21 protein-coding genes are annotated in these 18,531 nt (G+C 67.9%); 14 read left to right on the top strand and 7 right to left on the bottom strand.

The annotated features are described in order from the left end of the window. Window positions 1-32: 32 nt before the first annotated feature. The 5 genes from gyrB to dnaA form a co-directional block, all read right to left on the bottom strand. Window positions 33-2,072 (bottom strand): DNA topoisomerase (ATP-hydrolyzing) subunit B, encoded by a 2,040-nt coding sequence (gene gyrB / locus J4H92_RS04840; RefSeq protein WP_208096696.1) that lies wholly within the window; start codon window positions 2,070-2,072, stop codon window positions 33-35. 381 nt (window positions 2,073-2,453) lie between these two features. Beyond that, window positions 2,454-2,942 carry a DciA family protein gene (locus tag J4H92_RS04835; protein ID WP_208096694.1) on the bottom strand — a complete coding sequence of 163 codons (489 nt, stop codon included), beginning with the start codon at window positions 2,940-2,942 and terminating at the stop codon, window positions 2,454-2,456. Next, window positions 2,932-4,170, bottom strand: coding sequence for a DNA replication/repair protein RecF (gene recF, locus J4H92_RS04830; protein ID WP_208096692.1), 1,239 nt, complete (start codon window positions 4,168-4,170; stop codon window positions 2,932-2,934). The genes J4H92_RS04835 and recF overlap by 11 nt, the downstream gene beginning before the upstream one ends. A 12-nt stretch (window positions 4,171-4,182) precedes the next feature. Continuing rightward, window positions 4,183-5,325 carry a DNA polymerase III subunit beta gene (gene dnaN, locus J4H92_RS04825; protein ID WP_208096690.1) on the bottom strand — a complete coding sequence of 381 codons (1,143 nt, stop codon included), beginning with the start codon at window positions 5,323-5,325 and terminating at the stop codon, window positions 4,183-4,185. A gap of 423 nt (window positions 5,326-5,748) precedes the next feature. Next, the gene (gene dnaA / locus J4H92_RS04820; RefSeq protein ID WP_208096688.1) at window positions 5,749-7,164 is read right to left on the bottom strand and encodes a chromosomal replication initiator protein DnaA; all 1,416 of its coding nucleotides are present in this window, start codon (window positions 7,162-7,164) and stop codon (window positions 5,749-5,751) included. A gap of 423 nt (window positions 7,165-7,587) precedes the next feature. On the opposite strand from dnaA, the gene rpmH reads away from it, so the two are divergent. The 9 genes from rpmH (at window position 7,588) to J4H92_RS04775 (ending at window position 13,323) form a co-directional block, all read left to right on the top strand. Then, a complete protein-coding gene (gene rpmH, locus J4H92_RS04815) occupies window positions 7,588-7,725 on the top strand; it encodes a 50S ribosomal protein L34 (protein ID WP_208046400.1) in 138 nt (45 codons plus the stop codon). A gap of 10 nt (window positions 7,726-7,735) precedes the next feature. Further along, complete coding sequence (rnpA, locus tag J4H92_RS04810; protein WP_208096686.1) at window positions 7,736-8,098, top strand: ribonuclease P protein component; 363 nt, start codon at window positions 7,736-7,738, stop codon at window positions 8,096-8,098. Continuing rightward, window positions 8,095-8,400: a membrane protein insertion efficiency factor YidD gene (gene yidD, locus J4H92_RS04805; protein WP_208096684.1), complete on the top strand. Its 306-nt coding sequence runs from the start codon at window positions 8,095-8,097 to the stop codon at window positions 8,398-8,400. The genes rnpA and yidD overlap by 4 nt, the downstream gene beginning before the upstream one ends. 6 nt (window positions 8,401-8,406) lie before the next feature. Then, window positions 8,407-9,345: a membrane protein insertase YidC gene (yidC, locus tag J4H92_RS04800; RefSeq protein WP_208096682.1), complete on the top strand. Its 939-nt coding sequence runs from the start codon at window positions 8,407-8,409 to the stop codon at window positions 9,343-9,345. Window positions 9,346-9,422: 77 nt separating this feature from the next. Further along, window positions 9,423-9,947, top strand: coding sequence for a Jag family protein (locus J4H92_RS04795; protein ID WP_208096679.1), 525 nt, complete (start codon window positions 9,423-9,425; stop codon window positions 9,945-9,947). Window positions 9,948-9,988: 41 nt separating this feature from the next. Then, window positions 9,989-10,615 (top strand): 16S rRNA (guanine(527)-N(7))-methyltransferase RsmG, encoded by a 627-nt coding sequence (rsmG, locus tag J4H92_RS04790; protein WP_208096677.1) that lies wholly within the window; start codon window positions 9,989-9,991, stop codon window positions 10,613-10,615. Window positions 10,616-10,914: 299 nt separating this feature from the next. Beyond that, window positions 10,915-11,820 (top strand): ParA family protein, encoded by a 906-nt coding sequence (locus tag J4H92_RS04785; protein ID WP_208096675.1) that lies wholly within the window; start codon window positions 10,915-10,917, stop codon window positions 11,818-11,820. Next, window positions 11,810-12,793, top strand: coding sequence for a ParB/RepB/Spo0J family partition protein (locus tag J4H92_RS04780; protein ID WP_208096673.1), 984 nt, complete (start codon window positions 11,810-11,812; stop codon window positions 12,791-12,793). The genes J4H92_RS04785 and J4H92_RS04780 overlap by 11 nt, the downstream gene beginning before the upstream one ends. Before the next feature lie 56 nt (window positions 12,794-12,849). Beyond that, on the top strand, window positions 12,850-13,323 hold the full coding sequence (locus J4H92_RS04775) for an SRPBCC family protein (RefSeq protein ID WP_208096671.1): 474 nt from the start codon (window positions 12,850-12,852) through the stop codon (window positions 13,321-13,323). 45 nt (window positions 13,324-13,368) lie between these two features. On the opposite strand, the gene trxA is transcribed toward J4H92_RS04775, so the two are convergent. Beyond that, window positions 13,369-13,692: a thioredoxin gene (trxA, locus tag J4H92_RS04770; RefSeq protein WP_208096670.1), complete on the bottom strand. Its 324-nt coding sequence runs from the start codon at window positions 13,690-13,692 to the stop codon at window positions 13,369-13,371. 24 nt (window positions 13,693-13,716) lie between these two features. Next, window positions 13,717-14,676 (bottom strand): thioredoxin-disulfide reductase, encoded by a 960-nt coding sequence (gene trxB / locus J4H92_RS04765; protein ID WP_208096669.1) that lies wholly within the window; start codon window positions 14,674-14,676, stop codon window positions 13,717-13,719. A 118-nt stretch (window positions 14,677-14,794) separates the two neighbouring features. On the opposite strand from trxB, the gene J4H92_RS04760 reads away from it, so the two are divergent. The 5 genes from J4H92_RS04760 (at window position 14,795) to rpsR (ending at window position 18,520) form a co-directional block, all read left to right on the top strand. After that, window positions 14,795-16,246, top strand: coding sequence for a CCA tRNA nucleotidyltransferase (locus J4H92_RS04760; protein ID WP_208096668.1), 1,452 nt, complete (start codon window positions 14,795-14,797; stop codon window positions 16,244-16,246). A gap of 169 nt (window positions 16,247-16,415) precedes the next feature. Continuing rightward, complete coding sequence (locus J4H92_RS04755) at window positions 16,416-17,192, top strand: PIG-L family deacetylase (RefSeq protein WP_208096666.1); 777 nt, start codon at window positions 16,416-16,418, stop codon at window positions 17,190-17,192. 108 nt (window positions 17,193-17,300) lie between these two features. Further along, a complete protein-coding gene (gene rpsF, locus J4H92_RS04750) occupies window positions 17,301-17,660 on the top strand; it encodes a 30S ribosomal protein S6 (RefSeq protein ID WP_208096664.1) in 360 nt (119 codons plus the stop codon). A 3-nt stretch (window positions 17,661-17,663) separates the two neighbouring features. Further along, window positions 17,664-18,182, top strand: coding sequence for a single-stranded DNA-binding protein (gene ssb, locus J4H92_RS04745; RefSeq protein WP_208096662.1), 519 nt, complete (start codon window positions 17,664-17,666; stop codon window positions 18,180-18,182). Between the two features lie 77 nt (window positions 18,183-18,259). After that, complete coding sequence (gene rpsR / locus J4H92_RS04740; RefSeq protein ID WP_208096660.1) at window positions 18,260-18,520, top strand: 30S ribosomal protein S18; 261 nt, start codon at window positions 18,260-18,262, stop codon at window positions 18,518-18,520. The last annotated feature ends 11 nt before the right edge of the window (window positions 18,521-18,531 follow it).

Raw genomic sequence — 18,531 nt, 5'->3', positions numbered from 1 at the left:
GACGCTCGTCCGGTCGCCGTACGCGGGTTCGATCAGATGTCGAGGAAGCGCACATCCTTCGCGTTCTGCTGGATGAAGCCGCGGCGCGCATCGACGTCCTCGCCCATGAGCGTGGAGAAGATCTCGTCGGCGGCGGCCGCGTCATCCATGGTGACCTGCAGCAGGGTGCGGGTCACCGGATTCATCGTGGTATCCCAGAGCTCCTCGTAGTTCATCTCGCCCAGACCCTTGTAGCGCTGCACCCCGTTCTCCTTCTGCAGTCGCCTCCCCCCCTGGGCGCCGGCCTCGAGGCGCTCGTCGCGCTCGGCGTCGCTGAACACGTACTCGTCGTCGGCGTTGGTCCACTTGATGCGGTAGAGCGGCGGCTGAGCCAGATAGACGTAGCCGAGATCGATGAGGGGGCGCATGTAGCGGAACAGGAGCGTGAGGAGCAGCGTGGTGATGTGCTGTCCGTCGACGTCGGCATCGGCCATGAGCACGATCTTGTGGTATCGGGTCTTCCCGGGATCGAAGTCCTCCCCGATCCCCGCTCCGAAGGCGGTGATCATCGCCTGCACCTCGGCGTTGCCGAGCGCCCGGTCGAGACGGGCCTTTTCCACGTTCAGGATCTTGCCCCGCAGCGGGAGGATCGCCTGCGTCTCCGGGTTGCGCCCGGTCTTCGCGGAACCGCCGGCCGAGTCTCCCTCGACGATGAAGATCTCGGAGACGCTCGGATCCTTGCTCGTGCAGTCCGAGAGCTTGCCGGGCATCCCGCCGGACTCGAGCAGCCCCTTGCGGCGCGCCGTCTCCCGTGCCTTGCGGGCCGCGAGGCGGGCGGTGGCGGCCTGGATCGCCTTGCGGATGATGTCCTTCGCCGCGGAGGGATTGCGCTCGAACCAGTCGCCGAGCCGATCTCCCACGACCTTCTGCACGAAGGCCTTCGCCTCGGTGTTGCCGAGCTTGGTCTTGGTCTGCCCCTCGAACTGCGGCTCGCCCAGCTTCACCGACACGACCGCGGTGAGACCCTCGCGCACGTCGTCTCCCGAGAGGTTGTCGTCCTTCTCGCGCAGCAGGTTCTTCTCCCGCGCGTACCGATTGATCAACGTGGTCAGCGCGGCGCGGAAGCCCTCCTCATGGGTTCCGCCCTCGTGCGTGTTGATCGTGTTCGCATAGGTATGGACGCTCTCGGTGTACGCGGTGGTCCACTGCATCGAGATCTCGGCCGCGATCTTGCGCTCGGCGTCCTCCGCCTCGAAGGAGATGATCTCCTCGTGCACGATCTCGGCGCGCTTGGCGGTGTTCAGGTAGCGGACGTAGTCCTCGATCCCCTTCTCGTAGTGGAATTCGTCGCGGGGCGCGGGGGGCGCCACCAGTTCGCCGTCCGGCGTCTCGACCGCCTCCTGCGGACGGAGATCGGTGAGCGAGATCCGCAGCCCGCGGTTGAGGAACGCCATCTGCTGGAACCGGGTGCGCAGTGTGCCGTAGTCGAAGTCGATCGTCTCGAAGATGTCGGCGCTGGGCCAGAAGGTGATCGTCGTGCCGGTCGCCTCGCTGGGCCCGCCCTTGGCGAGCGGCGCGTCCGGAACGCTCCCGGTGAACGACATGTTCCACGTGAAACCCTGTCGGTGGACTTCGACCTCGAACCGACTCGAGAGCGCGTTCACCACGGAGGATCCGACTCCGTGCAGGCCTCCCGAGACCGCATAGCCGCCGCCGCCGAACTTGCCGCCGGCATGGAGCACGGTCAGCACGACCTCGACGGTGGATCGACCCTCGGTGGGGTGCGGATCCACCGGGATCCCGCGCCCGTTGTCGACGACGCGGATGCCTCCGTCCTCGAGAATCGTGATGGCGATCGTGTCGCAGTAGCCGGCGAGCGCCTCGTCCACCGAGTTGTCCACGATCTCGTAGACGAGATGGTGGAGGCCCCGGGGACCCGTCGAGCCGATGTACATGCCGGGCCGCTTGCGGACCGCCTCGAGCCCCTCGAGCACCTGGATGTCGTCGGCACCGTACTCCACGGTCTCTGCTGCTTCTGAACTCGGGTTCGCGCTGCTCGATTCGTCTGCGGCCGAAGCCTGTTCTGAAGTCATTGATGAATGAGTTCCCTCTGCCGCTCCCCGTATTCCGCGTCGGGGGTCCGCTCCGCATATCCGGGCATCCTGCGGATCTCTCGCTGCGTCGTCGTCGGAGCCCTCACCATCGGTGAGGTCCCCTCCGTCTTCGGAGACACCCGCAGAGCACCGGTCCCTGCACAGTAACCCCCGGCACGGGACACGAGAGCGTCGTTTTCCCAACCGGATGATTCTGCACCCTAGCCTACCAATTTTCGCGCACGGACGCGCCTGTTCCGCGCCGTTGCGAGGCGTTTGCGGTGGAGGATCGCCCCCCTCCCCTCGCACGGCCCGGCGCGAACCGGCCTCTCGGAGGAGCGGCGCACCGGGTCTTCAAGGGTCGATCCTCCCCTCCCCCGATCACCCGTAGGTATCGCGCGGTCCCCGTCCCGGCACCGAGCGCGGACCGTGCTTCCAACTGGGCGCGCCCGGCGCGAGGAATCGCAGTTCTCGCAGCTCCACCTCGGGGTAGGCGTCCAGAATGCGCGTCAGGATCTCTCCACGGAGGCGCCGGAGTTCCGTAGCCCAGGTCGTCGAATCGCACTGGACCACCAGAGCGCCGTCCCGGATCTCGATCACCTCGGTGTGGGCGGCCATGGCATCGCCGACGAAGCGATGCCAGTCCGAGATGAGTCTCGCCTGGTCGAGCTCCACGGTCCATCCCATGTCGCGCGCGGCCAGGTCGAGCAGCTCTCCGAGACTCCGCGGATCCCTCCCCTTGCCGAAGGGCACGCTCCGCTCGGTGCCGGCGACGACCCGGCGAGTCCTGCTCGGCGGGATCCGTCCCTTCCACAGGGCCTTGGCCCTCTGATAGGCCTCGGACGCGAAGACGACCTCCTCAGTGCGCATCGAGCACCTCGCCGCCCGCGATCCTGATGCGGTGCCAGGAATGATCGCTCGGCACATCCTCTTCGACCGCGGCCGTGACGATCACCTGCTCGTAGCCGCTCACCGCGCTCATGAGCCTGGATCGTCGGTCGGCGTCGAGCTCGGCGAACACATCGTCGAGGATGATCACCGGATCCCCGGCGATCGATTCGACTCGAAGCGTCTCCGCGATCGCCAGACGCAACGACAGGATGAACGACCAGGATTCCCCGTGGCTGGCGTATCCCTTCACCGGAAGCCCGTTGAGCTCGAAGAGCGCATCGTCCCGGTGCGGTCCAGCGAGCGTCACCGCTCGATCGTACTCCTGATGGCGCAGACGGGAGAGGGTGTCGCGCAACCGCAGGGCCAACGTTTCACGTGAAACACCATCGTCCGCACCTCTGCCGTCGCTCCGGAGTCCCGAATCGTCTCCAGCAGGATCCGCCCGCTCTGTTTCACGTGAAACATCAGCGCCCGACGGCGAAGGAGTCGACCGCGCCGCGCTCGGCTCCGGCTCGCCGGACTCGAGCAACCGCAGCTTCGGGGCGTGATCCGCGCCGACCAGCGCGGCATAGGCCTCCTGAACCGGCCTCGTCAGCAGCGAGACGAGCGAGCGCCGCTCGAACTGGATCCGACTCCCGAGTTCCACGAGCTGATCGTCCCAGACGCCGAGCGTGGCGTCCGCCGCGGTGCGCACCCCGCTCGCCCGCGCGGACTTGAGCAGAGAGTTCCGTTGGCGAACCACCCGGTCGTAGTCCGCGAGGATTCCGGCCAGCGAGGGATTGCGCATCACCAGCACCTCGTCGAGCAGCCGACGTCGCAGCGCCGGCTCCCCCCGGACGATCGTGAGATCCTCGGGCGCGAAGGCGACCGAGGAGAACCAGCGTGTGAGCTCTCTGGGCTTGACCGCGTTGCGATTGACCTGGGCGCGGTTGCCGGCGCCCCGATTGATCTGAGACTCGAGGAGCCCCGTTCGACCGTTCGCCACGACGCGCATCCGCAGGACCGCGGACTCCTGGCCCATGCGGATCAGCGCGGACTCCTGGCTCACGCGATGAGAACGCAGTGAGGAGAAATACGCGATCGCCTCGACGAGGTTCGTCTTGCCCTGCCCGTTGCGGCCGATGATCAGATTGTGTCCTGCGACCAGCTCGACATCCGCCCGGCCGTAGTTACGGAAGTCGGTGAGGGAGAGGTGCTCGACCCGCATGGGCGGGCTCCGCTACCGCAGGAGCAGATTCGGCTGCAGCAGGTAGCGGAAGCTCTCCTCGCCGGCATCGTCCTTGCTCCGCTGACTCGTGATGAGCACCGGTCCCGGCTTGCTCGCATTCTCGGTGCGGGTGAAGCCGATCCGCGCGAACTCCGCGTGCGTCGACCGCAGTCCGTCCAGCAGGAACTGGGGCTTCAGCGACACGACCATCTCATCGCCGACGAGATGCGCATCGAGCGTCTCGACGGCCTGCGCCGCCTCGGTGCCCGCGGCCTCCAGCGTCACCCGTCCCTCCACGAAGGAGAATCGCAGCGCCGCCTCGCGCTCCAGCACCAGACCCACGCGTCCGACCGCCTCGACGAGATCAGCGGTGCTCACCACCGCGTAGTTCTCGATGCCCTCGGGGAAGAGCCGGCCGACCGGAGGGTAGTTGCCCTTGATCAGCAGGGATGTGACGGTCTTGTTTCCCGCGCTGAACGCGATCAGCTCGCGCTCTCCGTCCTTGACGATGGAGACGCTCACCGTACCGGACCCGGAGAAGGACTTCCCCACCTCCACGATGACCTTGGAGGGCACCAGTGCGGAGAGGTGCGCATCGGCGCCCTGCTGCTCCCAGTCGATGCGCCGGGTCGCGACCCGGTACCGATCGGTGGCGGTGAGCGTCAGGGAGTTCTCGGAGATCTCCAGCTGGACCCCGGTGATGACCGGAGTGACATCGTCCTTCGACGCGGCGAGGGAGACCTGTGCGACCGCGTCGGCGAACAGTTCGGCGGGAACCGCGCCCGAGACCGTGTCGATCCTCGGCACCTGAGGATACTCCTCCACGGGCATCGCCGGCAGTCCGAAGGAGGCGGATCCGCAGCGCAACTGCACGCGCGCATCGTCGAGGGAGACCTCCACATCGGAGTGCGGCAGACGCTGGGCGATCTCGCCGAGGAGCCGACCGGAGACCAGCGAACGGCCGCCTTCCAGCACTTCCGCAGCGACGGAGGTGCGAGCCGAGGTCTCATAGTCGAACGACGAGAGGGTCAACTCGCCGTCGGCCGCTTCGATGAGCACACCGCTGAGGAGCGGTTGCGTCGGCCGCTGCGGAAGGAGCTTCGCGGCGAACGACACCGCCTCACTGAAGATGTCGCGGTTGACGATGAAACGCATGGAGGCTCCTCGAGCAAACGGGTGCGCGACCCGGGCCGGCGCAGGGTGGTGATGCCCCACAATCTTTGCACACTCCCGGATCGAGAGCATCTGATCCTGCCGCGGAGGATCGTTCGTCCGGATCGTCCGCTCGGAGGAGTTCGCCGATCCTGTGATCGAATATCGATTCGTTGTGATGGGTAACTGTAATAGTAATAACCCCTGTGGAAAATGTGGATAACTCACGGCTTCCCAGAAAGCACGGGGAAACTACACCCGTGTGAGTTGTGATGAGGTGACGAATAATCCTGGATCCGCAGGATGATGCGGAAGTTTGGGAAACAGCAGGTATCCACAAGGTTACGGGCCTTGTGCACAACTACCGGCGACTTGCTCCGAGTTATACACAGAAGAGACGTATCCTGTGGACAACGGCGTCGACGGCTACCGCGTGCTCTGCTTGATCTTCGTGGTCAGCTCGGTCACCTGATTGAAGATCGAGCGCCGCTCCGCGATGAGCTGGGCGATCTTCTTGTGGGCGTACATCACGGTCGTGTGATCGCGGCCGCCGAAGAGGTTGCCGATCTTCGGAAGGGAGAGCGGCGTGAGCTCGCGGCAGAGGTACATCGCGATCTGCCGGGCCGTGGCGATCTGCTGCGCCCGGGAGGGCCCGTACAGGTCGTCGAGGGCGATGTTGAAGTACTCGGCGGTGTGGCTGGCGATGTCGTTCGGCTGGATCTCGTTGTCCTCGTCGAAGGTGATCAGGTCCTTCAGCACCGTGTGGACGAGGGGCATCTCGATCTGCTGGCCGTTCAGGCTGGCGAAAGCGGTGATCCGGATGAGCGTGCCCTCGAGTTCCCGGATGTTCGACGTGAACTTGGAGGCGATGAACTCCAGGATGTCGTGACCGATATCGATGCCTTCGCTCTGGGCCTTCTTCCGCAGGATCGCGATCCGGGTCTCGAGGTCGGGCGCCTGGATGTCGGTGAGCAGACCCCACTCGAATCTCGACAGCATGCGGTCCTCGAAGCCGCGCAACTGCTTCGGCTGGACATCGCTGGTGATGACCACCTGCTTGTTGTGATCGTGAAGCGTGTTGAAGGTGTGGAAGAAGGCCTCCTGCGTCTCCGCCTTGCCCTCCAGGAACTGGATGTCGTCCACGAGCAGCAGGTCCACGCTGCGGTAGCGGGTGTGGAAGGCCGCTCCCTCGTTGTTCGCGATCGAGTTGATGAAATCGTTGGTGAAGTCCTCCGAGCTCACATAGCGGACGCGGATCCCGTCGTAGAGCTCGCGGGCGTAGTGACCGATCGCATGCAGGAGATGGGTCTTCCCGAGTCCGGAGTCGCCGTAGATGAACAGCGGGTTGTAGGCGCGCCCCGGGGCCTCGGCGACGGCGACCGCCGCCGCGTGCGCGAGCCGGTTGGACTGTCCGATCACGAAGGTGTCGAAACGGTACTTGTCGTTGAGATGGCTCTCGCCCGGATCGCCCGTCCCGCTGCGGCTCATGAACTCCTCGACCGGGCGGACCGGCGCGCTGCTCGGGACCGAGTCCTCCCTCCGCTCGAGTTCCGGATCCTGGTCGAGATCCGGCTCGACCTCTGCATCGACGAGCACGATGTAGTTCTTGATCTCGGCCGCCTCGGGGAGGCCGGCCACGGCGCTCATGATCGCCGGCCGCAGCCGGTTCTCGAGCAGCTTCAGAGTGAACTCGTGCTGCACCGCCAGGTAGAGCGTGCCCGCGCCGACCCCGCGCGGCACCGCAAGAGCCAACTGGGCGCCGACCGTCGGACCGACCTCGGGATCAGCCATCACTGAGCGGGTGACCTGCGCCCATACGCGCTGCACATCGTCTTCAGTCACTCATCCACCACGGTCGCTTCGGCTATTGCTGATCTCGGCTACCGACGACGTGCGACGACCCCGGTAGCTGTGCTCCGGGCATTCGACGGAGCGAACAGTTTCGGGGCGATACGGTCGCTTCCAGGGAGTGATATCGCCGAGCCAGGAACAATAGCGACAACGGTACTCACAGAATTCTCCACAGGCAAGTCGGATTTGGGCGACACGCCGACCGGACAAGGGTGCGGCAGACCTCGATGGTGTCTACTGAGTATTTTGCTCTCCGTTCCGCTTTGACTCAGCGGGACGAGGCACGTAGAATAATCCTCTTGTAGTGGGCCTCATGCAGATGAGTCGTCCGCATGACCTCTGCTCCGGGATCCCTGTTCCGATCGCGGCAGCGCCCAACAGTCCGAGTTCTGCAGTCACGGAGTCTCAACGATCATGAGCAAGCGTACGTTCCAGCCCAACAACCGACGTCGTGCCAAGGTGCACGGATTCCGTGCGCGCATGCGCACCCGCGCCGGACGCGCCATCGTCTCGGCCCGGCGCGGCAAGGGTCGCAGCAAGCTCACCGCCTGATCGCGTCCCAGTGCCCGCGCGGCAGCATCGGATCACCCGGGGCGACGACTACCGTCGGGTCGTTCGCGGGGGGGCCCGCTCGGGCGGAGCCTACTGCGTGATGCATGTGAACGCCCGTGAGGATCCCTCGGCCCCCGCCCGCTTCGGATTCATCGTCTCGAAGGCGGTCGGCAACGCGGTCACGCGCAACCTCGTCAGACGCAGGATGAAGGCGGTGGCCGATCACGCGCTCCAACAGGGCTGCGCGGGAGCGGACGTGGTGATCCGTGCGCTCCCGGCCAGCGCCGCCGCCGACTTCGGCGAGCTCCAGCACGAGATCCTCAGGCTCCTCGCCAAACTGCACCGGCAACAGGATCGCCGAGTGCGATCGTGAGGATCCTGTACGAGCTGTGGCTGCTGCCGCGCAACGCGGCGATTGCCGTGATGCTCGTCTACCGAGCGGTGATCTCCCCCCTCTACGGGCAGGTCTGCAGGTATTATCCCAGTTGTTCCCGCTACGCTTGTGACGCGTTTCAACGTCAGGGTTTCGTTGCCGGAGTCGTACTCACCGTCTGGCGCCTCATCCGCTGCAATCCTCTGACGCGCGGAGGCGTCGACGACGCGCCCGAGCGCAAACATCCCAAGTTCTCTGTCAATTCACGCGGATTCGTTCGCCCGGCTCAGCGAAAGGCCTGATCACAGGTGGATTTCATCGAGACGTTACTCTGGCCGCTGCGCTGGCTGGTCGAGTTGGTGCTGATGCTCTGGCACCAGCTCTTCACCTGGATCGGGATGGACCCCGCCTCCGGGCTCACCTGGGTGCTCTCGATCCTCGGCCTGGTGATCGTGGTGCGCTCGGCGCTGATCCCCGTGACCGTGCGCCAGATCAAGGCGCAGCGCCGCATGATGGATCTCGCCCCGGAGATGAAGAAGATCCAGGAGAAGTACAAGGGCAAGAGCGACCAGTTCTCGCGCGAGGCCATGAGTCGCGAGACGATGGCCCTCTACAAGAAGCACGGCACGAACCCGTTCTCCTCCTGCCTGCCGATCCTCGTGCAGATGCCCATCTTCTTCTCCCTGTTCTACGTGCTGCGCGGCGCCTCGGAGGGCAAGCAGGGCGTCGCGTTCATGGATCAGCAGCTCACCGAGAGCTTCAACGCCGCCACGGTCTTCGGCGCGCCGCTCAAGATGACCTTCACCCAGGGCTGGGAGCAGGGGCAGTGGACGGTGGTCATCCTGCTCGGCGTCATCGTGGTCCTGATGATCGCGTCGCAGTTCTTCACGCAGCTGCAGATCATGTCGAAGAACGTCTCCGACGAGACCAAGAACTCGCCGATGTACCGGCAGCAGAAGATCCTGCTCTACATCATCCCCTTCGCCTTCCTGTTCTCCGGCGTCGCCTTCCCCCTGGCGCTCAACATCTACTGGTTCACCTCGAACCTCTGGACGATGGGACAGCAGTACATCGTGATCCAGAGCATGCCGACTCCCGGCAGCGAGGCGTGGCGGGCGCGCCAGGCCAGGCTCAAGGCGAAGGGCAAGCTGCCGGAGGAGGACGCCGGCCGCGAGCAGAAGCCTGCGGCGCAGCAGGGCCAGCGGCAGCAGCCGAAGAGCGCGAAGCGCGCCAAGAAGAAAAAATGAGTACCGCGAGGGAATAGGCACCGCGGAGAGGCGCGCAGGGCGAGAACATGAGCACGGCGAAGAAGTAGGCTGGAACGATGAGCGAACAAGCTGGTGCGGCGCAGCCGCAGGACGAGGTCGGGGTTGAACAACCCGGCGAGCAGACGGTCGAGCAACTCGAGGCCGAGGGCGATTTCGCGGCGGACTACATCGAGGGCCTGCTCGACATCGCGGATCTCGACGGGGATCTCGACCTCTCGGTCGGCAACGGACGGGCGTATCTCTCGGTCGCCGGCGGGGGCGAGGATCTCGATCTGCTCTCGACCCCCGACGCCGTCCAGGCGCTGCAGGAGCTCACGAGGCTCGCGGTGCAGAGCGAGACCGGTCGGTTCTCGCGACTGATCCTCGACATCGGCGGATCGCGCGAGGCGCGGGCCGGAGAGCTCCGTGGTCTGGTCGATGCCGCGATCGCGCAGCTCGCGGCGGGCCGGAGCGAAGTGGAGCTCGAGCCGATGTCGTCCTACGAGCGCAAGCTCGTGCACGATCTCGTCGCCGAGCGCGGGTATCACTCGGAGTCCCGCGGCGAAGGGCGTGCGCGGCGTCTCGTCGTCAGCGAGCGGTAGCGCGGGTTGTCGGAGACCGCGCTCGTGTTTCACGTGAAACCATGATCGAGGCAGAGCCCGCGGCGGCGGCGGCGATCGCCGGCCCGCGTATCGATGTCCTGCGCGCCTTCGCCGCCGAGCTGGGCGCGCGCGGAGAGCCCCTGGGCCTGATCGGACCGAAGGAGCCGGAACGACTCTGGACCAGGCATCTGCTCAACAGCGCCGTGCTCGCGCCGTTGATCGAACCGGACGCCACGGTCGCCGACATCGGCACCGGCGGAGGCATGCCCGGCCTGGTGCTCGCCATCGTCCGCCCCGATGCCCGCTTCCGGCTGATCGAGCCCATGGAGCGCCGCTGCGCCTGGCTCGGCGAGCAGGCCGACCGGCTGGGACTGGCGAACGTCACGGTTCAGCGCGGTCGTGCGGAGGAGTTCCACGGAGCGTTCGAGGCCGACCAGGTCACCGCGCGTGCGGTGACCGCCCTGCGCAAGCTGGTGCCCATCTCCGCACCGCTGCTCCGGGACGGCGGGGAGCTGCTGCTGCTCAAAGGAGCGGCGGTCGACGCGGAGATCGAGGCCGCGCAGAAGCAGCTGCGTCGTTTCGGCGTCGATGAGGCGCGGGTCGAGGAGCTGGGGGCCGGGGTGCTCGCCGAGACCACGAGGGTGTTCCGGGCCCGCGTGCGCCGATGATCCGCGGACCAAGGCGCTCGGAGCAGAGCATCGCTTTGCGCGCCGTACTGGCGCAGTGGCGCCACCACGATTCGAGAGAGAACACGCCGTGTTCTCTTCCGAGCGAATCGTGCGATCCCGGTCACGGGATCGGTTGACGAGTTACAGAATCCCTTCGGGGTGGATCCTGCGATTCGCTTCGCACACGCAGGATGACGACTTCGAAAGACCCCGGGCGGGAGCGCGATCCCACCGGCGCCTGGGTAGACTTGGCTCGTCCATTCCCGAAACCCCGAAACCCCGACTCCCCACGAGGAACGATGAGCAAAGCCGATGATGCGCCGGTAGGCGACCAGCTCGCCGACCGGGTGCGGCGCCGGCGTCTGCTGGACGAGGCCCCGTCGCCGTTGCCCGAGCTCACGCGCGTGATCACGGTGTCGAACCAGAAGGGCGGCGTCGGCAAGACCACGACGACGGTCAACCTCGCATCGGCGCTCGCGCGGCGCGGCGCGAACGTGCTCGTGATCGACCTCGATCCCCAGGGCAACGCATCGACCGCGCTCGGAGTGCCCCACCGGCCCGAGGTCACGAGCGTCTACGACGTGCTGCTCGGCGAGAGCGGCATCTCCGACGCGCTCCAGCGCAGCACCGATCACCAGCGCCTGTTCTGCGTGCCGAGCACGATCAACCTGGCCGGCGCGGAGATCGAGCTGGTCTCGCTCGTCGCGCGGGAGCAGCGGCTCCGCACCGCGCTGCAGAGCTTCCTCTCGAGCAGCGACCGGTTCTTCCACTACGTCTTCATCGACTGCCCCCCCTCGCTCGGCCTGCTCACCGTCAACGCGTTCGTCGCGGCGGACGAGGTGCTCATCCCCATCCAGTGCGAGTACTACGCCCTCGAGGGGTTGAGCCAGCTGCTCGGCAACATCGAGCTCATCCAGAAGCACCTCAATCCGCGGTTGCGGGTCTCGACGATCCTGCTGACCATGTACGATGCCCGCACGAATCTGGCGCAGGAGGTGGCGCAGGAGGTGCGCGAGCACTTCGCCGACGAGGTGCTCGACGCCGTCATCCCGCGCTCGGTGCGCGTCTCGGAGGCGCCGAGCTACGGACAGACCGTTCACGCGTACGACTCGCGCTCGATCGGCGCGCTCGCCTATCTCGAAGCCGCGGCCGAGATCGCCGGCCGCGGCGCGCCCACCCCGAAGGAGCACGACGATGGCCGGTAAGAAGCGCGGGGGGCTGGGTCGCGGCATCGGCGCCCTGATCCCGCAGACCGCGGGCGACCGGCCGGTGGATGTGTTCTTCTCGTCGGAGGAGAGCGCCGCGGCGCCGGGGTCGCGGCAGGGGGAGACGCCGCCGGATGAAGCGCTCGCCGAGGTCCCGGGTGCGGCGCTGACGAGGCTCCCCCTCTCTGAGATCGTGCCGAATCGCGCGCAGCCGAGAACCGAGTTCGACGAGGAGGCGCTCGAAGAGCTCACGCACTCGGTGCGCGAGTTCGGCGTCTTCCAGCCGATCGTCGTCCGTGCGATCGAGCCGACGCCCGGACCGGGCGAGCCCCGCTACGAGCTCATCATGGGCGAGCGGCGCCTGCGGGCCGCGGGCCGCGCAGGGTTGAGCGACATCCCGGCGATCATCCGGTCGACGGCCGACGAGCACATGCTGCGGGACGCGCTGCTCGAGAACCTGCACCGCGCGCAGTTGAACCCGCTCGAGGAGGCCTCGGCGTATCAGCAGCTGCTCGGCGACTTCGGCATCACCCAGGAGCAGCTCGCGGAGCGGATCGGCCGTTCGCGCCCGCAGATCTCCAACACGATCCGGCTGCTCAAGCTGCCGGAGCCAGTGCAGGCGAGGGTCGCCGCCGGGGTGCTCTCGGCCGGGCACGCGCGCGCGATCCTCGCCCTCGACGGCGACGCGGACGGCATGCGGCGCCTGGCCGACAAGATCGTCAACGAGGGTCTCTCGGTGCGCGCCGCCGAGGCCGCGGCCGGCGAACTGCCGCAGGCGAAGCCGCGCAAGCGCCCGCGGGCCGGCGGGATCCAGGGTCAGCTCGACGAGATCGCCGAGCGCCTCGGCGATCGCTTCGACACCCGTGTCAGCGTGAAGCTCGGCGCCAAGAAGGGCCAGGTGGTCATCGACTTCGCCACCATCGCCGACCTCAAGCGGATCCTCGGCGAGCTCGGCGATCCGGGGTTCTCCTGAGCATCCGACAGGCATCGGTATCCGGCGCGGTGCTCCGGTGTGATTCACTGGATCCCATGAGCCCGGAATCACGAATCGTCACCGTTGAGCGCCTGGTGCGGGCGGACCCCGCGACCGTCTTCGAGCTGATCGCCGATCCGGCACGGCAACCCGAGTGGGATGGCAACGACAACCTGCGCGAAGCGGCCCCCGGTCAGCGCGTGCGCGCCGTGGGCGACGTCTTCGAGATGCGGATCCACACCGGTGATCGCCGGGAGAACCGGGTCGTGGAGTTCGAGGAGTCCCGTCGCATCGCCTGGCTTCCGGCCCCTCCGGGGCACGAAGCACCCGGCCACCTCTGGCGCTGGGAGATCGAACCGGCTGCGGAGGGCGGAAGCCTGGTACGGCACAGCTACGACTGGTCGGAGCTCACCGACCCGACCCGGTTCGAGCGCGCTCGCGCGAACACCCCCGAGTCGCTGCAGGCCTCCGTCGACCGCCTTGCCGCCCTCGCGGAGGCGTCGGGCGGGGCGACCCCGACGGCGCCGTAGCCCCGTCGGAGACCCGGCTCCCGACGCGGGTGGTCTCCGCGGGGGTCAGATGATACCGGCGAGGTGCTCCTCGATGACCGGCTTGGGCACGGCGCCGATGATCTCCCGCACCTCCTCCCCGCCCGAGAAGACCTTCATCGCCGGGATGGAGGTGATCCGGTAGCGGGCCGCGAGGTTCGGGTTCTCGTCGACGTTCACCTTGGCGATGCGGATCTCTCCGTCCCGCTCCGCGGCGATCTGGTCGAGCACCGGCGCGACCATGCGGCACGGGCCGCACCAGGCGGCCCAGAAGTCGACCAGGACGGGGATCTCGCTCTGCAGGACGACCTTGTCGAAGGTCTGCTCGTCGACGGTGATGGGTTCTGACATGTTGGGTGCTCCTTCGTGTGGGAATCAGCCGCCGACCGGTGCGCCGACGCCCACGGGCTCGGACGCCAGTGCGGCGAGATGGTGTTCGGCGTCGAGCGCGGCGACGGTGCCGGAGGCCGCGGCGGTCACCGCCTGCCGGTAGCTCGGATCGACCACGTCGCCGGCCGCGAACACCCCGGCCGCGCTGGTGCGGGAGCTGCGCCCGTCGACAGCGATCGTGCCGTCGGCCGTCAGCTCGAGCTGACCGTGGATCAGATGCGTGCGAGGATCGTTGCCGATGGCGACGAACAGGCCCTCGATCGCGAGTTCGCGTTCGCTGCCGTCGGAGGTGTCCCGCAGGGTCACGCCCGTGACGCTGTCGTCGCCCCGGATACCGGCCACCTCGGCGTTCCAGATGAACTCGATCTTCTCGTTGTCGAAGGCCCGCTGCTGCATGATCTTCGACGCCTTCAGCTCGTCCCGCCGGTGGATGACGTAGACCTTGTCGGCGAAACGGGTCAGGAAGGTCGCCTCCTCCATCGCCGAGTCGCCGCCGCCGACGACGGCGATCGTCTTCTCACGGAAGAAGAATCCGTCGCAGGTGGCGCACCACGATACGCCGTGCCCGCTCAGCCGATCCTCGTCGGCGAGGCCGAGCTTGCGGTAGGCCGAGCCCGTGGCGAAGACGACGGTGCGGGCCTCGTACACGGTCCCGTCGCTCGTGGTGACCCGCTTCACCTCTCCGTCGAGCTCGAGCCCGGTGACGTCCTCGTAGCGGACCTCCGTGCCGAAGCGCTCCGCCTGGGCCTGGATCTTCTCCATCAGCTCTGGGCCCTGGATGCCCTCCGGGAAGCCCGGGAAGTTCTCCACATCGGTGGTGTTCATCAGCTCGCCCCCCGGCTCCACGGAGCTGGCGAACAGCACCGGCTCGAGCCCGGCTCGGGCGGCGTAGATGCCTGCGGTCAGGCCGGCGGGACCGGAACCGATGATGATGATCTGATGCATGACGCTCCTCGCGCGCGGACTTTACCAGTGAAGCGGTGTCTCCAAGGGGTACAACTCATCCTAGGCTTCGGGCATTCCAGGCGCCTGGACGGAGGTCGCCCCGCGCTACCCTGGAGGGATGCGTCCTCTTGCCGAATCCTTGTCCGCGCTGCGCGGCATCGCCGAGAGCAGCCCGGTGCGGGAGCTCGCCGCAGCCTTCCGCGACGCCGGTCACGAGTTCGCACTGGTCGGCGGTCCGGTGCGCGACGCGCTGCTCGGACGGCCCGTGACCGACCTCGACTTCACCACCTCGGCCCGCCCCGACGAGACGCGCGCGATCCTCGCCGGGATGACCAGGCAGGTCTGGGACGTCGGGCGCGATTTCGGCACGATCGCCGCGAAGGTGCACGGCGAGAGCGTCGAGATCACGACCTACCGCGCCGACACCTACCGCGACGACTCGCGCAAGCCGCAGGTCGCGTACGGCGATTCGATCGAGGACGACCTCGTGCGGCGGGACTTCACGATCAACGCGCTGGCCCTCATGCTCCCCGAGTTGAGGCTGGTGGACGTGGCCGCCGCCGGCGGCGCCGGCGGGATGGAGGATCTGCTCGCGGGCCGGATCGCCACGCCCGGCGCGCCCGAGGCCTCGTTCACCGACGATCCGCTCCGCATGCTGCGCGCCGCGCGCTTCGCCTCGCAGCTCGGCTTCGAGGTGCAACCCGAGGTGCGGGAGGCGATGCGCGAGCTCGCGCATCGCCTCGAGATCGTCTCGGTCGAGCGGATCCGCGACGAACTCGTCAAACTCCTCTCCACCGCGGATCCCGTCCCCGGTATCCGACTGCTCGTCGACGAGGGCCTCGCCGAGCTCTTCCTGCCGGAGCTGACGGATCTCATCGCCACGCAGGACGATCACGGACGGCACAAGGACGTCTACGAGCACAGCCTCACGGTGCTGCGCCAGGCCATCGAGCTGGAGCTCGAACGCGGAGAGGACGGGAAGGGTCCCGACGTGGTCCTGAGGCTCGCCGCGCTTCTCCACGACATCGGCAAGCCCCCGACCCGCCGCTTCGAGCGCGGCGGGGTGACGTTCCACCATCACGACGTGGTCGGCGCGAAGATGGCGCGCAGGCGGTTGCGCGCTCTGCGCTTCGACAACGACACCATCAAGCGCGTCTCGCGACTGATCGAGCTGCACCTGCGATTCTTCGGATACAGCGATCAGCAGTGGACCGACTCGGCGGTGCGGCGCTACGTGCGCGACGCCGGGGAGGAGCTCGGGCGGCTGCACATCCTCACGCGCGCCGACGTGACCACGCGCAACCGGCGCAAAGCGGAACGACTCGAGCACGCCTACGACGACATCGAACGGCGCATCGCCGAGCTCGCCGAGGCGGAGGAGCTCGCCGCGGTGCGGCCGGAGCTCGACGGCGAGCGGATCATGGCGATCCTGGACCTGCCGCCCGGGCCGCCGGTCGGCAAGGCCTACCGCTTCCTGCTCGAACTGCGCCTCGACGAGGGGCCGATCGGCGAGGAGGCCGCCGAGGCGCGCCTGCGGGAGTGGTATCGGGCCGGAGGCGGGGAGAGATGAGCGGCCCCGCCGGATGGTTCGACGGTGCGTCGAGGGTGCTGTTCGTCCACGCGCACCCCGACGATGCGGGGGCGATCAGGAAATGCCCATTTCTGGGCATTTCCCGCCCGCGCCGAGTTCGTCTCGAACTCGGGAATGCAGAGAGCCTCATCGGGAGGGGTGCGCGCGGATGAGCGGCCCCGCCGGATGGTTCGACGGTGCGTCGAGGGTGCTGTTCGTCCACGCGCACCCCGACGATGAGACGATAGCGACCGGCGGCACGCTGGCGGCGCTCGCCGCGGCGGGGCGTGAGCCGCTGCTGGTGACGCTGAGCCGAGGGGAGCGCGGCGAGGCGGTGCCGGGGTCGTTCGCCGGGTCCGCGGGCCCGGCCGGTCTCGCGGCCCACCGGGAGGGCGAGCTCGCCGCCGCGCTCGCGGCGCTCGGCGTGAGCAGCCACGCCTTCCTCGGGAGCGCGCCCGCACGGGCCGCCGGACTCCCCGCGCGCGTGTACGAGGATTCGGGCATGGCGTGGGGGCCGGACGGCTTCGCCGCGGCCGCCTCGGACGGCTCCGTCGGGGCGCTGACGCGAGCCCCGGCGGCGGAGGCGCTGAACGACCTGATCGCTGCCGCCGTCGCATGGGATGCCGAGGCGGTCGTGAGCTACGACGAACGGGGCGGCTACGGCCACCCCGACCACGTCTTCGCCCACCGGGCGGCTCGTGCGGTGGCGCACGGGCTCGAGCTCCCGTACTGGGAGATCGTCGCCGATCGGGCCGGTGATCCTCCCCCGCGGGAGGAGCTCGAGCTCCACGACGCGGCGCCGTGGCTCGACCGCAAGCTCGTGGCGCTGCGTGCGCACGGGACGCAGCTGACGGTCGAGGACGAGGACGAGGGGCCGGTGATCGTCCATGTCGGCGGCCAGCGCGAGCCCGTCGGGCATCTTGAAGTCTTCCGCCGCATGGGTTAGGATTCACAGGTTGTCTGCTCTCGATCCACTCGCGAGCGGGAACATGCATGAATACCCTCCTGCCGCAGAGATCCTGCGGCCGCGAAGTCCGAAGGAGGTGGGTCTGTAATGCATCCGTACGAACTCATGGTGATCCTCGATCCCGGTATCGACGAGCGCACCGTGGCACCCAGTATCGAGAAGTTCCTCGGCGTCATCCGCAAGGCGGACGGCGAAGTCCAGAACATCGATATCTGGGGCAAGCGCCGTCTCGCCTACGAGATCCAGAAGAACAGCGAGGGCATCTACGTCGTCGTCAACTTCACCGCGACGCCCGAGGCGACCGCAGAGCTCGACCGCCAGCTGGGGCTGAGCGAGGCCGTCCTCCGCACCAAGGTGCTGCGGGCCGACGAGCTCATCGCGCAGCGCGCGGATCAGGCCAGGCGCGACCAGGCCAAGGCCGCCCGCGCCGCCAAGCTGGGAGCCTGAGCCATGGCCGGCGAACCGCTGATCACCGTCGTCGGCAACCTCGTTGCCGACCCGGAGCCCCGCGTCAGCCAGGCGGGCAAGTCGTGGGTGACCTTCCGCATCGCCTCGACGCCGCGCGTGCGCGACCGGCAGACGGGCGACTGGTCCGACGGCGAGCCGCTCTGGCTGGGATGCCGCGCCTACGGCGAGTTCGCGGACAACATCGCGGCCTCGCTGACGAAGGGCGCGCGCGTGCTGGTGCAGGGTCGCCTGACGCAGCGCAGCTACACCGACAACCAGGGGCAGCAGCGCACCTCGCTCGATCTCGAGGTCGAGGAGATCGGTCCGTCGCTGCGCTTCGCCACGGCTCAGGTGACCAGGGGCCAGGCGCGCAGCCAGGGCGGCGGCCAGCCGGCCGGGCAGCCCGGCTGGGGCCAGCCCGCGGCGCCCCAGAACGAGAACCCCTGGGGCAACGCCGGAGGATCCGGTCAGGCCTCCGGGGGCGGTTTCGGCTCGGGCTTCGACGACGAGCAACCCTTCTAGGCAGATGCCCGCCCGGCGCGACCGGGCGGCGAACACACGTTCGCCCCGTCAGGGGCAGCAGACGAAAAGAGAATCACATGGCAGGCAAGTCCAGCGGCGCAGGCCGCAAGCCGGGCCGCGGCAAGAATCTGAAGGTCGCCGCACCCGCGAAGAAGCAGACCGTCGGCGTCATCGACTACAAAGATGTCGCCACGCTGCGCAAGTTCATCTCTGAGCGCGGCAAGATCCGCGCCCGCCGCATCACCGGCGTGTCCGTGCAGGAGCAGCGACTGATCGCGAAGGCCGTGAAGAACGCCCGCGAGATGGCGCTCCTCCCCTACGCCGGTTCCGGCCGCTGAGGAGGCGCATC

The sequence above is a fragment of the Leucobacter weissii genome, from assembly GCF_017565745.1.
GTDB classification, from domain to species: Bacteria; Actinomycetota; Actinomycetes; order Actinomycetales; family Microbacteriaceae; genus Leucobacter; species Leucobacter weissii.
The sequence above is the reverse complement of the archived record's forward strand: the minus strand, read 5'-3'. Positions and strand labels throughout refer to the sequence as shown.

Coding starts and splice junctions, on each gene's coding strand:
- rpsR (WP_208096660.1), top strand. CDS start 18,260: ATGGCAGGCAAGTCCAGCGGCGCAGGCCGCAAGCCGGGCCGCGGCAAG.
- dnaN (WP_208096690.1), bottom strand. CDS start 5,325: ATGCGTTTCATCGTCAACCGCGACATCTTCAGTGAGGCGGTGTCGTTC.
- trxB (WP_208096669.1), bottom strand. CDS start 14,676: ATGCATCAGATCATCATCATCGGTTCCGGTCCCGCCGGCCTGACCGCA.
- J4H92_RS04755 (WP_208096666.1), top strand. CDS start 16,416: ATGAGCGGCCCCGCCGGATGGTTCGACGGTGCGTCGAGGGTGCTGTTC.
- J4H92_RS04760 (WP_208096668.1), top strand. CDS start 14,795: ATGCGTCCTCTTGCCGAATCCTTGTCCGCGCTGCGCGGCATCGCCGAG.
- rpsF (WP_208096664.1), top strand. CDS start 17,301: ATGCATCCGTACGAACTCATGGTGATCCTCGATCCCGGTATCGACGAG.
- rsmG (WP_208096677.1), top strand. CDS start 9,989: ATGATCGAGGCAGAGCCCGCGGCGGCGGCGGCGATCGCCGGCCCGCGT.
- J4H92_RS04795 (WP_208096679.1), top strand. CDS start 9,423: ATGAGCGAACAAGCTGGTGCGGCGCAGCCGCAGGACGAGGTCGGGGTT.
- J4H92_RS04835 (WP_208096694.1), bottom strand. CDS start 2,942: ATGCGCACTGAGGAGGTCGTCTTCGCGTCCGAGGCCTATCAGAGGGCC.
- J4H92_RS04785 (WP_208096675.1), top strand. CDS start 10,915: ATGAGCAAAGCCGATGATGCGCCGGTAGGCGACCAGCTCGCCGACCGG.
- J4H92_RS04775 (WP_208096671.1), top strand. CDS start 12,850: ATGAGCCCGGAATCACGAATCGTCACCGTTGAGCGCCTGGTGCGGGCG.
- rpmH (WP_208046400.1), top strand. CDS start 7,588: ATGAGCAAGCGTACGTTCCAGCCCAACAACCGACGTCGTGCCAAGGTG.
- gyrB (WP_208096696.1), bottom strand. CDS start 2,072: ATGACTTCAGAACAGGCTTCGGCCGCAGACGAATCGAGCAGCGCGAAC.
- J4H92_RS04780 (WP_208096673.1), top strand. CDS start 11,810: ATGGCCGGTAAGAAGCGCGGGGGGCTGGGTCGCGGCATCGGCGCCCTG.
- ssb (WP_208096662.1), top strand. CDS start 17,664: ATGGCCGGCGAACCGCTGATCACCGTCGTCGGCAACCTCGTTGCCGAC.
- recF (WP_208096692.1), bottom strand. CDS start 4,170: ATGCGGGTCGAGCACCTCTCCCTCACCGACTTCCGTAACTACGGCCGG.
- trxA (WP_208096670.1), bottom strand. CDS start 13,692: ATGTCAGAACCCATCACCGTCGACGAGCAGACCTTCGACAAGGTCGTC.